This is a genomic window from Bradyrhizobium sp. NAS96.2, assembly GCF_001908235.1.
Lineage (GTDB): Bacteria > Pseudomonadota > Alphaproteobacteria > Rhizobiales > Xanthobacteraceae > Bradyrhizobium.
Genome location: NZ_LGHK01000007.1, coordinates 60,572 through 74,506, shown reverse-complemented (window position 1 = coordinate 74,506; position 13,935 = coordinate 60,572). Strand labels below are relative to the sequence as shown.

The 13,935-nt window shown below is 58.2% G+C and carries 9 protein-coding genes; 5 read left to right on the top strand and 4 right to left on the bottom strand.

Features of this window, described 5'->3' with window-relative positions; all coding sequences use genetic code 11:
* Nucleotides 1-557: 557 nt before the first annotated feature.
* Nucleotides 558-1,874: an MFS transporter gene (locus tag AC628_RS01550; RefSeq protein WP_083632522.1), complete on the bottom strand. Its 1,317-nt coding sequence runs from the start codon at nt 1,872-1,874 to the stop codon at nt 558-560.
* 1,078 nt (nt 1,875-2,952) lie between these two features.
* Here AC628_RS01550 and gmd point away from each other — a divergent pair.
* Complete coding sequence (gmd, locus tag AC628_RS01545) at nt 2,953-4,038, top strand: GDP-mannose 4,6-dehydratase (RefSeq protein WP_074125012.1); 1,086 nt, start codon at nt 2,953-2,955, stop codon at nt 4,036-4,038.
* Nucleotides 4,019-4,960, top strand: a complete 942-nt coding sequence (fcl, locus tag AC628_RS01540) for a GDP-L-fucose synthase (RefSeq protein ID WP_283806529.1) — start codon at nt 4,019-4,021, stop codon at nt 4,958-4,960. The genes gmd and fcl overlap by 20 nt, the downstream gene beginning before the upstream one ends.
* A gap of 286 nt (nt 4,961-5,246) precedes the next feature.
* Here the strand turns inward: fcl and AC628_RS01535 are convergent, their stop codons facing one another.
* Complete coding sequence (locus AC628_RS01535; protein WP_074125010.1) at nt 5,247-6,512, bottom strand: adenosylmethionine--8-amino-7-oxononanoate transaminase; 1,266 nt, start codon at nt 6,510-6,512, stop codon at nt 5,247-5,249.
* Nucleotides 6,503-7,144, bottom strand: coding sequence for a dethiobiotin synthase (bioD, locus tag AC628_RS01530; RefSeq protein ID WP_074125009.1), 642 nt, complete (start codon nt 7,142-7,144; stop codon nt 6,503-6,505). Before bioD ends, AC628_RS01535 begins: the two co-directional genes overlap by 10 nt.
* A 972-nt stretch (nt 7,145-8,116) precedes the next feature.
* Here bioD and AC628_RS01525 point away from each other — a divergent pair.
* The 3 genes from AC628_RS01525 to AC628_RS01515 all read left to right on the top strand — a co-directional run bounded on the left by AC628_RS01525 (nt 8,117) and on the right by AC628_RS01515 (nt 10,626).
* Nucleotides 8,117-8,476 carry a Dabb family protein gene (locus AC628_RS01525; RefSeq protein ID WP_074125024.1) on the top strand — a complete coding sequence of 120 codons (360 nt, stop codon included), beginning with the start codon at nt 8,117-8,119 and terminating at the stop codon, nt 8,474-8,476.
* Nucleotides 8,477-8,578: 102 nt separating this feature from the next.
* Nucleotides 8,579-9,973 carry an aminodeoxychorismate synthase component I gene (pabB, locus tag AC628_RS01520; protein ID WP_074125008.1) on the top strand — a complete coding sequence of 465 codons (1,395 nt, stop codon included), beginning with the start codon at nt 8,579-8,581 and terminating at the stop codon, nt 9,971-9,973.
* Nucleotides 9,970-10,626 carry an anthranilate synthase component II gene (locus tag AC628_RS01515; protein ID WP_074125007.1) on the top strand — a complete coding sequence of 219 codons (657 nt, stop codon included), beginning with the start codon at nt 9,970-9,972 and terminating at the stop codon, nt 10,624-10,626. Before pabB ends, AC628_RS01515 begins: the two co-directional genes overlap by 4 nt.
* A 169-nt stretch (nt 10,627-10,795) precedes the next feature.
* On the opposite strand, the gene AC628_RS01510 is transcribed toward AC628_RS01515, so the two are convergent.
* A complete protein-coding gene (locus tag AC628_RS01510) occupies nt 10,796-13,888 on the bottom strand; it encodes an efflux RND transporter permease subunit (protein ID WP_074125006.1) in 3,093 nt (1,030 codons plus the stop codon).
* Between the last annotated feature and the right edge of the window lie 47 nt (nt 13,889-13,935).

Below are 13,935 nucleotides of genomic sequence, written 5' to 3'. Positions count from 1 at the left end.
TTTTTGGCAGGATCCAGCCCTTAAGGAGGGTGATGCCAAGATTGATGCAAGCTGCGTTAGTTCGATAGGAGCGAGACTAGGTCAAGAGAGAACGATGGCTCAATTGTACGGAGGTAATGCCCCGATATCGAAAAGTTTGAAGAACTATACGAGCGTTTGTAACCGCTTCCACCGACGCCAACGCTACCGCGCAAAAGAGGGCCACGTCCTAAGGACCCTTTCTCGTTGCTAGCGGAAAGGCGCCGGCCGTGTACTTCTCGCAGACACACGCAAACGCTGCCTTGAGCAGCTCAAGTTCAGCGCATTGCCAAAGCGATATCGTCGGCAAACCCTGCGACGGTATACACCTCGGGGCGTCACTGAAGCCATGTCCGAAGATTGACCGCCACGGTCCACCGCCGCCTCTGCGCGAAATGGACGAGCTGTAGCGAGAAGATGCCGTGGTCACCTGTCCAACCATTGATCAGGAGGAGCGCCGGGTCTTGCGCGGGCGGCTGGTCAGACCTCAACCTGCCCCAAACGTACACCCGTAGCGGTCCAACAAGACCGGTTTGAACTTATGGGAGATCACGGTTTCTCCTCTTGAATCGAGCTTGCATTTGGGCCGACCACGGCGACACATTGGCGGGAAGAACGACACCAACGTAGGCGGCTACCGCCAATAACGAAAAAGCAAGCATTACCACTGCCGTCGAAAGCAGCGAATGCCCGTCAAAGAGCCCGACGACCAAGGCGCTGGACAATGCGGCGCCTGCCATCTGTGCGAATGCTCGTGCCGCGCTCGTAGATCCTGCGATTTCTGGCATAGGCCGCATTGCCTCGCTGATAACGTACGGCGAAATCAAGCCGAATGAAGACCCGACACCCACCAACATCAACACCACAAAAACAGTCGATTTGTCTCCCACCAATGCCATGAGAAGCAAAGATATTCCCATGATGGTCGAGAGTGTGAGGCCGACCGCAAGCAGCTGCGCGGACGATGCACCGCGGCCACAGAAGCTCCTGTTGAGCCAGGCACCTATCACGATCGACAGCGAACTTGCTCCAACGATCGTACCATAAGCGTTGGGACCGAAAACGTTGGAGAAGAACAGCGATGATCCAGTGACGGAGGCGAATACGGCTCCAGCCGCAGCCGCATTGCAAAGGATGTTTCCGACGCAGACCGGGTGACGCAGCACGCGACGATAATTTCGGACGATCGTCGCAGGATCGAATCCAACGCTTGGATGGACTGCGGCACTTTCTCTGAAGCACGACATCGCCGCGAGCAGAATCAATGCTCCTGCGATAGGCACGACGTAGAGGGACCGTAAACCGTGTGCTGGAATGACAATGTCAACCATTGGTGCAACCATCGGAACAGCGGAGATTGCCAGAACGACGTTGGTCATCTGTACCCTTCCGGTCTCGCCGTTGAAGAGGTCCCTCACAATTGCGATCGCAGCAATCCCGGTAACAGAAGCACCGATACCCTGGAGCGTGCGAAAGAACAGGAATAGTGACAGGGAGTTGGAGAGAGCGCACCCCACACCGGCAAATACCACGAGTACGCAACCGCCTAAAACGATTGGCTTACGGCCGAAGCAATCCGATATCGGTCCGCAAACGAGAAGCGTCATTCCAAAACTCATGACATAGGCGCTCATCGCCACAACGACGTCGCTTGCCGTCGCTCCGAGGTTAATTCCTGTCGCCGGCAGACTTAGGGCAATCATGTCAACGCCAAACGCCGACAATGACGCCATAAGAGCCAGCAACAAGGTGCATGAGAACGAATCGCGATGAATGAGCAAGGTCTGTTTTCTCTTGATAGGCACTGAGCTAGCGCAGCACAGTTTTGAGATGTTCATCCGCAACAGACGATGCATTCATCGCGGTCTGCCTCACTGATCGTGAGATTGTTACCTTCGCGCCGCGCCGGCCAAGACGGCTTCCATGATTCTGACCAATTCGTCATACCGAGCAGAGGCCCGACATAACGAAGCACGCTAGCTTTCTTTCGCCAGTGAGATCTTCTCGCGTGGCAACTCCCAATCCGCTTCCGACCATCTGGTGCAGGCAACAACCGCTCGAGAGCAACTCGCCCCTTTAACTTGGCTACGACGGCCGTCGCTTGCTGCGCTCGAGGTACGGATCGCAAGTGAGGCGTGACGTGTTGACCCGCCACGAATTATTGTCGCCGGCGCGCCGCTTTAGGCATGATTTCAAGCCTACAACCTAACGCTGCGTGAGATTCAAGCTGTTTTTGACGGTCTCGCAGACTTCATTTCATACTGCCGGAGTGACGCGCCACTACTCCCAACCCGATTCTGAGGAACGCACTCCTCGCCGAATGCAGACGCAGGCCGCAAAAGCCGAAACAATCCGGCGCGCGCCCGATTCCGAAGAATTTTTTGCTGCGGATTTGGCCGCGCGACAATGCCGCTACGACGGATACGGCGGGTCAGATAGCTCCCTGACCACATTCTATGGCTATGATAGCCTGTGACTGGAAATGACTTGGGTCCCATGGCTAGCGCATGTATCGAAGAGCAGCACGTCCGTATGCATCAAGGTGCAGCCCGCAGCATATCCTGCCGAACGGCATACCGGTGACAGTGGCCCGCGGCGGAACACAACGCCACACGCCGACTTCGTATTAGAGGCTTTCTTCATCATGATCACGTCGCTTTGATACGGCCTCGAACGCATGTGCACTCAGATACGTTTGTTGCATGCTTGCCTGTGGCGCGCTAACCGCGATGTCCTAGCTCCTAACGTCTGAACAAATGTTCCGGCTCTGCAATGCCATATAAATCAATGTATATGATGTGTTTGCGGATATGGTGTGTATGGTTAGGTGAAGTATCGCTCCCCTCAATGTGATAGCGGGCCCTATCTGGACCTTCTCGAAAATTAATTCCAAATGACGATGCCAGGATGCCTGTTCGCACGACTGGAAAGGCAATGACGGCTCACGATTCAAAGCGGCGCGTTGCGCTGATCACCGGCGTCACCGGGCAGGACGGCGCGTATCTCGCCGAATATCTGCTCGGCCTCGGCTACACCGTGCATGGGATCAAGCGCCGCTCATCTTCGTTCAACACCGCGCGGGTCGACCATCTCTACCAGGATCCGCACGCCGGCAATGTGCCGTTCCTGATGCACTACGGCGACATGACCGATTCGACCAATCTGATCCGGCTGATGCAGCAGATCCGGCCGACCGAGATCTACAATCTGGCCGCCCAGAGCCACGTCCAGGTCAGCTTCGAGAGCCCCGAATACACCGCCAACGCCGACGCCATCGGCGTGCTGCGCCTGCTGGAGGCGATCCGCATTCTCGGCATGGAAAAGGAGACCCGGTTCTACCAGGCCTCGACCTCGGAGCTGTACGGGCTCGTGCAGGAGGTGCCGCAGAAGGAGACCACGCCGTTCTATCCGCGCTCGCCCTATGGCGTCGCCAAGCTCTACGGCTACTGGATTACGGTGAACTACCGTGAGGCCTATGGCATGTTCGCCAGCAACGGCATCCTGTTCAACCATGAGAGCCCGATCCGCGGCGAGACCTTCGTGACGCGCAAGATCACCCGCGCCGTCGCCCGCATCGAGGCAGGCCTCGAGCGCAAGCTCTATCTCGGCAATCTCGATGCCAAGCGCGACTGGGGCCACGCCCGCGACTATGTCGAGGGCATGCACAGGATCCTGCAGGTGGACGAACCCGGCGATTTCGTGCTCGCGACCGGCGAGACGCGCTCGGTGCGCGAGTTCGTCGAGCTGGCGTTTGCCGAGGTCAGCCGCAGCATCGAATGGCGCGGCAAGGGCGTCGAGGAGATCGGTGTCGACAAGGCGTCCGGCAACACGCTGGTGCAGATCGACCCGGCCTATTTCCGCCCGACCGAGGTCGATCTACTGATCGGCGACGCCAGCAAGGCGCGGGCCAAGCTCGGCTGGGCGCCGAAGACGCCGTTCGCGCAACTGGTGAAGGAAATGGTCGCCAGCGATCTCGTCGAGGCCAGGCAGGATGCGGCCAATGGCAAGCACGGCGTTTGAGCTGAAGGGCAAGACGGTTTTCGTCGCCGGCCATCGCGGCATGGTCGGCTCGGCGCTAATGCGCCGGCTGGCGCGCGAGCAAGCCGATCTGCTGACCGTGTCGCGCGGCGAGGTCGATTTGCGCGACCAGGGCGCGGTGAACGCCTGGTTCGCCGCGAAACGGCCGCAGGCCGTGTTCCTCGCCGCCGCCAAGGTCGGCGGCATCGTCGCCAACAACACGCTGCGGGCCGAGTTTCTCTACGACAATCTGGCGATCTCGAGCAACGTGATCCAGGCAGCGCACGTCAATGGCTGCGAGAAGCTGATGTTCTTCGGCTCGTCCTGCATCTATCCGCGCCTGGCGCCGCAGCCACTGCGCGAGGATTCGATGCTGACCGGCGCGCTGGAGCCGACCAACGAGCCCTATGCCATCGCCAAGATCGCCGGCATCAAGATGGCCGACGCCTATCGCAGCCAGTACGGCGCCGATTTCATCAGCGTGATGCCGACCAATCTCTACGGCCCCGGCGACAACTATCACCCCGAATACAGCCACGTCGTCGCCGCGCTGATCCGCCGCTTCCACGAGGCCAAGGTTTCGGGCACCGGCAACGTCGCGGTATGGGGCACCGGCACGCCGCGCCGCGAATTCCTCTATGTCGACGATCTCGCCGACGCCTGCGTCCATCTGATGAAGACCTATTCTTCGCCCGAACTGGTCAATATCGGCACCGGCGAGGACATCACCATCGCCGAGTTCGCCCTCATGGTTGCCGCTGCGGTCGGCTACCGTGGTGAGATCAGCTTCGATACGTCGCGGCCGGACGGTACGCCGCGCAAGCTGCTCGACGTCAGCCGGTTGGCCCGGCTCGGCTGGCGTGCCACCACCTCGCTCGAGGATGGCATCGCCCTCGCCTACCGGGCGTATCTCGATGAGAAATAGAGATGCCGCCAAAATCGACTTGCTCGTCCCGAACAAATAACTACGTCGTTTGCGGCGAGATTGACTTCACAAAATCCCGTGTCATCAAAGAATAGCGCAGCAAAGGCCCGCGGATCCGGCGCCCAGCAAATCGTCTCATGACTGCATTGGCGCACTTGGAGATCGTCGCCGTCCAGACGCGGGCGCAGAGCATTTGCCGCAACGAGTACCGAGATGAGATTCAAAACGTCATCATCGTCCGATCGCTGGAATTGCGAGAGCCCGCGTTGCGATGCGCATGGCGCCTTCAAATCAACGCATCGGCTGCTTCGCGAATGCCCGTGTAAATGTCGTCGAGATCTGAAGCCGTAATGCAGTACGGCGGCATCACGTAGATGGTGTTACCAAGCGGGCGCAGCAGCAGATTTCGCGCCTCGAAGAAGGCCTGAAGCTTCGGACCGATGTTCGCGAGATAGCCCGTATCCCTCACCTTCAGATCGAGCGCGGCGATCGTCCCAGTCCGGCGGACGTTTGCAAAGCGCGGATCCCTACGGAATGGCTCGATCGCCCGCTCCTGCATAGTGGCGACTGATGCCAGGCGATCACGAGATGCGCTGTCTTGCCAAAGATCCAGGTTGGCCTTTGCTGCAGCGCACGCCACCGGATTCGCAGCATATGAACTCGAGTGAAAGAAGGTACGCGTCCGATCTTTCGAGTAGTGCGCATCAAAAATATCACTGCGGCAAAGTGTCACCGCGAGGGGAAGCGCACCTCCCGTGATGCCCTTCGAATAGCAGACGATATCTGGTGTGATGTTGGCTTGCTCGCAGGCGAATAAAGACCCGGTGCGGCCCCAACCGGTCATGACCTCATCGGCGATAAACAGAACCTCAGATGCTTCGCAGATCCGTTTCATCTCCTTGAGCACCCAGGCGGGGTACATTAGCATCCCGCCAGCCCCCAACACGAGAGGCTCGACGATAAACGCCGCTGGAATTTCGTTTCGACATACGGCCTCAAGCGCATCAAGAGTCACCTGTTCACGGCCACTTTCTGGGAACGGAACCGAGGCCACGTCGAACAGCAGCGGCCCATAGGCCACGTTGAATACACCGCGGGCACCAACCGACATCGCCCCAACCGTGTCGCCGTGATAGGAATGTTGCAACACGACAATGCGTATGCGCTGCTTGCCAATATTATGCCAATAGCCGAGCGCCATTTTTAAGGCGACTTCCACACTGCTTGAACCGCCATCGGAGAAAAAGACATGGTCGAGACCACGCGGCACGACTTTCAATAGCAGCGCCGCGACCTCCTCGGCCGGATCATGGGAATATCCGGCAAAGATGATCTGGTTAAGCTTGCCAGCCTGCTCCTGGATTGCTCTGACAATATTTGGATGGCAATGGCCATGGGTTACGACCCACCAGGAGGAGATTGCATCTACGATGCGGCGCCCCTCTGACGTGTAGAGATGAGCTCCATCTCCGCGCACGATCTTGATCAGTTCGTCTTGCAGTGCGTGTTGTGTGAACGGATGCCAGATCGGCGACCTCTTCTTTAGCGCCATGGCTTGAAATCATCTCGACGGAATGAAGCATTGAACGCGGCCTGCAGCGTGTCTGACGATAGAGGAGCAATCCAGGGCAAGCGCCCTAACCAACGCACCCGGCCCATCTCGCAAATTGCCCTCACAGCTTCCGGGTTCTTTTCACCAACGAATGCTATTCCGAGAATGTCGATGTGACGCTTTCGGAGAGCCTCTATTGAGAGCAGCGACTGGTTAATTGCTCCCAACGCAGTGCTTGCGCAAAGCACGATTGGAAGCCGCCATCGCTCAAAGATGTCGATGTAAAGTGTGCTGCCGCTAAGCGGCACCATCAGCCCGCCGGTCCCCTCGATCACAAGTTGCCGCTCCCCGGTATCGGGCACATTGAGCGAATCCGTGTCGATGCGAACTTCGTCGACTTCGGCGGATTGATGGGGCGAAGTGGGAGTTCGCAGGCGGTAAAGCTCCGGCACGATGCGATCGGATGTGAGACTGCCGAGCCTTGCGACCAGCTCTGTATCGGTCTCTCCCGCGAGACCCGCCTGAATCGGTTTCCAATAGCTCGCGCCGAGGAGATTGGTGAGCCCCGCGCAGAAAATCGTCGTTCCAATTCCGGTATCCGTGCCAGTCACCACGATCTGCTGCAGCCTCATCGAGCTTCACCTCATATCTCCTCGAACAGAACGTCGAGCATGGACGTCATCCTCGACGACATTGAGCGTCCTTGAAATCCGCAGACCGGCGGCGCGCTAAAATCTAACGTTGAACAGCTACTTGCGACCAACCATTCGTCAATCGTACCAGTTGTCTGGCAGATTTCGCTCGCCGTAGGCGTGCCATCGCTGTACGAAGCGGACCGACCTGCGCTTACAGCCGAAAGATGTATCCTAATTGTCGCAGAATAGTACGCTACGTACTCGTAGGTGGTCCGCGAACCACCTATCGAAAAATGCTAAATGAACAGGAGTCCCGGAAAATGTTCAGCCCGACTTGATGCTTTGCGGGTCGCTGCGGCCGGCGCAAACAATTTGCCGCCTTTGCAAATCGTCTTTCTCGCGCGAGCGGCCACATCCCGCGGTTCGTCACAATGCTAAAGTGAAACGGTGAGACCGATCTATCGTGCGGTCCCATGGTGCGCAATCACATAGGCGGCAAACCGCGCTCGGGTTCGACGTTGAAGATTCCGACGCGTTCGTTGATCATGCTGCGGCGTCCAGCAGCAGTCGCACCTTTCTCCACCTGGTGCAGCCCACCGTGATGCCGTGATTACTCGCAAACTTTGGCGGAGCTTGCAAATTCTTCCATTTGTACTCGCGAACGAGCGCCCTAGCGGCTTGCTATCGCTTTTCAGTCAGGGTCGCCGCCTAATGCTAAACGCGGGCTGCGAGCGCGCAACGTCGATTAAGCCGTGCCACCTGCTCGCGCGCCACATTCGGACCATTGGCCGCCTGATAGTCCAAATGCTTTAATCAAAGAGAAGGTTCTTGCGAGCTTCTGCCGCAGGCTCCCGCTGCCGGACGAGCGGCAACCCTTGCTTCTGCCGTAAGGCGGCGCGCCAGCATTGCGCTGAGCCTGATCCCGAGCTAAGGATGCGGCCGAGTTGCAGCGTCATCTTTGCGGTCACCATGATCCGTCACATCGTGTTCTTCACGGCCAAGGATAAGGCCGATATCGACCAAATCATCGACGGTCTATCGGTTCTCACTACAATTCCACATGCACGCCGACTCGAAATTGCACGTAACCGCAAGAGCGATCAACTCGGCAATGATATCGATGTCGTTGTCTATGGTGAATTCGACAGCGAGAGAGATCTCGCAGCGTACAAAACGCACAATCTGTATCTGGAGGCGATCCGGCGCGTACGACCACTCCGGGAGCTGCGCTTTGCCGCCGATTATGAACTATCAACAGACGTCCATTTCGCTGGAGCGGCGGGGTTAAGCCAAATTGCTCGGCGCAGCCGGCCGGCTGACACGGGCTAATTTGATGATCAGCCCTCAAGGGTTCGTCCGTTTCGGACGAAACGTGGCCTTTCTCTGGACGATCGGTTCGACCCCCGCCAACCATCGGTGATCGCTAGCACTATGGACGTCCGTGAATTGCAGTGGATCGAGCCCGTCAAGGCGCTGCGATGCCTTGCGCGCCGGCCACACCTTGCCTTTCTTGATAGCGCAGCGCGGCATGAAGCGCTTGGGCGGTATTCATATCTATCGTGCGAACCGTTCAGCACCTATTTGATTACCGATGGACATGCAAGTTGGAATGGCGAGACTATTCAGGGCGATCCTTGGGTAGTGCTTCGCACGCTTCTCGCCAGATATCGGGAAGAACATCGCCCTGATCTTCCGCCCTTCCAGGGAGGCGCGGCCGGCTTTTTTGCTTACGATCTGAACAGGACGTTGGAACGATTGCCGGCGCCGCCAAATCCCGGTCAGTGCTTGCCCCACTCGATTCTGCATTTCTACGACGTGGTCGTCAGCTTCGACCACCACCACAACAGGTGCTGGATCGTCTCCACCGGATGGCCGGAGCAGGACCCCGCTCGACGAACCGAGCGCGCGCGTCGTCGCGCCGACGAGTTTGCGGCGCTGCTTGCCAATCCAAAGGTTCCGCGGATTATAATCCCTGCCACGGCGGGCGCATGGCGTTCGAACTTCAGCCGTGAAGGCTACATCGCGGCGGTCCAGCGCGTCGTCGATCTAATTCTAGCAGGGGACGTATTCCAGGCAAACATTTCCCAACGGTTCAATGCCAGGGTGTCGCCCCTGTTCGATCCGCTCTCCTTTTACTGCCAACTGCGCTCAGTGAACCCGGCGCCGTTTGCAGCCCTCCTGCGCTATGGCGAGCTGACCATTGCGTCGAGCTCCCCGGAACGATTCCTGAAATTTGATGGACGGCAGGTCGAAACGCGCCCCATCAAGGGCACGATCGCGCGTTCCGCCGACCCGAAGGAAGATCAGCGCCGCGGTGAAATCCTCCTTGCATCCGAAAAAGACCGTGCCGAGAACATCATGATCGTCGACCTCCTCCGCAACGATCTATCGCGCGTTTGCACTGCGGATTCGGTCGACGTTCCAGCGCTGTGCGACCTCGAGTCCTACGCCTCAGTGCACCATCTCGTCTCGATCGTGAGGGGTGAACTTGCGGCAGGCAAAGACGCGGTTAGTCTGCTTCGCGCCTGTTTTCCAGGAGGATCCGTGACCGGCGCTCCAAAAGTGCAGGCGATGAAAATCATCGCGAATATCGAGCAAGTAGCACGAGAGCTCTATTGCGGGTCGATCGGCTTCATCGGCTTCAACGGGCAAATGGATACAAACATCGCGATCCGCACTGTGACGATCGATAATGATCTGGCTGCGTTTCATGCAGGTGGCGGGATAACGGTGATGTCGGATCCAGAGGCCGAATACGAAGAGACGCTCGCCAAAGCACAGCGAATCTTTGAGGCCTTTCAGGTCGCAACACCTGGTGCATCATGATTGTCATTATCGACAATTACGATTCGTTCGTCTTCAATATCGCGCGCCATTTCCGTAAACTTGGTGAAGAAGCGGAGGTGATCCGTAACGATGCGCTCAGCCTAGCCGACGTTGTCGGCCTCAGACCGTGCGCAGTGGTCATTTCGCCCGGTCCCTGCACGCCAATGGAGGCTGGGATATCGACCGCCGTGGTGCGCGAACTTTCAGGTCGCGTCCCAATTCTCGGTATTTGTCTCGGACACCAGTGTATAGGCAGCGTCTTCGGCGGGCGCGTCGTGCGCGCTCGTCGTCCTATGCATGGCCGGTCCTCCTACGTCATGCATGACCGCCGTGGGCTGTTCAGCGAACTCCCGTCTCCACTTTGCGTCGGTCGCTACCATTCGCTCGTTGTCGAGCTGGATGAAGCATCCAGTCAACATCTCAAGGTAACGGCGCACTCCGACGAAACCGAGATCATGGCCCTCGCCCATCGCTATCACCCAACCTATGGCGTACAGTTTCATCCGGAATCGATATTGACCCAATATGGCTCCATGCTGCTGATGAGCTTCTTGCAAATTGCAAACGCCTTCGCGAGCAGGAGGATCGACTCCCACGAACCGTTGGCAACGACTCTCTCAAAGGACGCATCCGAGCCACCGTCCGGGATATGATCGTGCGCACTGCAGCCGCTGGCTCTGGCCGGCTAGTAGGAGTTCTGCTGGACCTCAGTGATCGCTGTAGAGGTGCAATCCAGTGCCCCTCGGTCGAGCGGCAGCAGCAATTCGTGGCGCGGGCGAACCGGAAGGGTAGTTCGCGGCTCCTGCGCTTGGAGCGTTAGCGTCATCGATTGGCCAGATGGGCATCAGCTGCCCCGCTGAGGTCGAGCTCGGCGTGGTCGGCGCTCGCGTCGGCACGGTGGTCGGACGCGATCGCGACATAGACCGCCGGCAGCACGAAGAGCGTGAACAGCGTGCCGATCGACAAGCCGGCGACGAGCACGAGCCCGATCGAGAAACGGCTCGCGGCGCCCGCCCCCGTTGCGGTCAACAAGGGTAAGAGCCCCATGACCATCGCCGCCGTGGTCATCAAGATTGGACGGAGTCGGACGCGCGCCGCCATCTCGATGGCCGAGCGGCGATCGAGTCTCTCCTTGAGCTGCAGCTCATTCGCGAACTCGACCATCAGGATACCGTGCTTGGCAATCAGCCCGACCAATGTCAACAGTCCGACCTGGGTATAAATGTTCATGGTCGCAGCACCAAAGAAAAGTGGAATCAAGGCGCCAACAATCGCCATCGGTACGCTGATCATGATGATGAGCGGATCGCGCAAACTTTCGAACTGCGCCGCAAGCACCAGGAAAATGATGATGAGCGCAAATGCAAAGGTGATGGCGAGTTGATTGCCCTCCTGCACATATTGGCGGGCGTCGGCAAGGAAGTCGTGGCTGAAGCCTGCGGGTAGCTTCTTTGCCTCCCCGTCCAGGAAGTCCACAGCCTGACCAATCGTGACGCCGGGCATCGGTACAGCCTGGAAGGTCGCGGAATTGAGTTGGTTGTAATGGGTGAGCACGTTCGGATCAGTTGCCGTCTCAATGGAAACCACGGTTGACAGCGGCAGCATCGAACCTGCCGCAGTCTTCAGAAAATAACTGCCCAGTGATTCCGGCGTCAGGCGTTTCTCGCGCGTCACCTGCGGGATCACCTGGTACGAGCGGCCCTGCAGATTGAAGCGATTGACGTAGTTTCCGCCAAGTAGGGTCTCGAGCGCGCTACCGACGTTCTGCATGGTGATTCCAAGGTTGTTAGCCTTGGAGCGATCAACTTTGATTCGTAGCACCGGCTGGTTGAATTCAAGTTCGGAGTCGCTGACCATGAACAGACCGCTGTTGCGCGCGGCATCCTTCAGCTTCGACATCTGCTCATAGACAGCCTGGAAACCACGCGTCGAGTTGATTACCATCTGCACTGGCAAACCACCCGACCCACCCGGAAGCGGCGGCAAGCTGAAGGCAAATGAGTTGATGCCTTCGATCTTTGACAGCTCAGCCTGGACCAACGGCTTTAGCTCGATCGATGACCGCTTGCGCTCGTCCCAAGGCTTGAGCAACATGCCCGCCATGCCGCCTTGCGGACCGCTAACGCCATTCAGAACAAAGCGCAGATCGGTCTCGGGAAATTTCTGGAACGCGTTGTCAACCTTGGTGCCGTAATAGTCCAGGTAGTCGATGTTGGCGTATTTCGGCGCCTTGGATATTGCGAATACGATGCCTTGGTCTTCCTCAGGTGCCAGTTCCCTGGAAATATGCATATAGAGAAAGCCGACGAGGCCCAGCATGGTCAGCGCGAACAGCCCGGTAATCGGGCGATAGTCGAGCGAGCGGTCGAGCTTACGGCCATACCAGCGTGTCATGTCGCCGAACACGCGGTTCACAAATGTCGCAAAGCGCCCCTCCTCAGCGCGCTTCAGGAAGACCGAGCACATCATCGGCGACAGCGTCAACGCGATCACGCCAGATACGATGACCGACCCCGCCAACGTAAGCGCGAATTCGCGGAACAGCGTACCGGTGAGGCCGCCGAGAAAGCCGATGGGCGCATACACGGCGGCCAACGTAATCGTCATGGAGACGACGGGGCCAACAATCTCGCGCGCGCCGATCTTGGCGGCCTGCATGGGCGGCGCGCCTTTCTCCAGATGGCGATGAATATTTTCCACCACGACAATCGCGTCGTCCACCACGAGTCCGATCGCAAGCACCATCGCGAGGAGGGTCAGGAGATTGAATGAAAATCCAAGCGCCAGCATCATGCTGCAGACGCCAACAAGCGACAGCGGAATGGTGACGGCGGGAATGATGACCGACCGCAACGAGGCCAGGAAGAGGAAGACGACCAGCACCACGATCACGACGGCCTCAATGAGCGTGCTCTTCACTTCATCGATCGATGATTGAATGAACTTGGTGGAGTCGTAGGCCACTTTCATCTTCAGCGACGGTGGCAGATTGCGCTCCAGTTCGGGAAACAACGCTCGAACACCTCGCACGATGTTCAGGGGATTTCCTTGCGGGCTTGGCTGCACGCCGATGAAGATCGCGTGCTCACCATTCATGGCGACGCTGACGTCTGTGGTCTGCGCGGCAAGCTCGACCGCCGCAATGTCCTCCATGCGCACAAAGCCGCTGTCGTTGGCTTTGACGATCATGCGCTTGAAGTCCTCGACACTCCGCAGATCAGTGTCGACCGTGATATCAGAAAGAATAAAATAGCCCTTGGCCTGGCCGGCCGCGGCCTGGAAGTTGTTGGCGGCGATTGCAGCAGAAACCTCAGCCGGCGACACTCCGTGCCCTGCCATTCTTACAGGATCGAGCCATAGCCGCATCGCAAAAGTCTGGCCGCCCAGGATATCCGCCGCTGCGACACCTTCTACGGTTGACATAATCGGCTGTACCACCCGCGAGAGATAGTCGGATATCGCGCTGGCCGTCAGCTCTTCGCTGGAGAAGGCGATATACAGGACAGCGGTGGTCTGACCAGTAGACTTCGTGACGACAGGATCGTTCGATTCCTTCGGGATCAGATATTTGACCGAGTTGACCTTAGAGAGCACTTCAGTGAGCGCCTCGTTGGAATCGAAATTGAGCTTGATGTAGACTTGGATCGTCGAGGTGCCGAGAACCGATGAGGACGTAATGTAGTCGACACCCTCGGCCGAAGCGACCGCCTGCTCCAGCGGAGTGGTGATGAACCCCTGGATCATGTCCGCGGAGGCACCAGGATAAGACGTCGTGATAGTGACGAGCGTATTCGACAGCTTGGGATACTGCCGAATCGGCAGAACGGCGGCCGCGCGAAGGCCAATCAGCAGGATCAGCAGACTGACAACGATCGACAGTACCGGACGTTTGATGAAAAGCTCGGTAAATGCCATCGCGGCGCTCGCATTCAATAGACCGATGCAAATTCGGCAAGTCACCG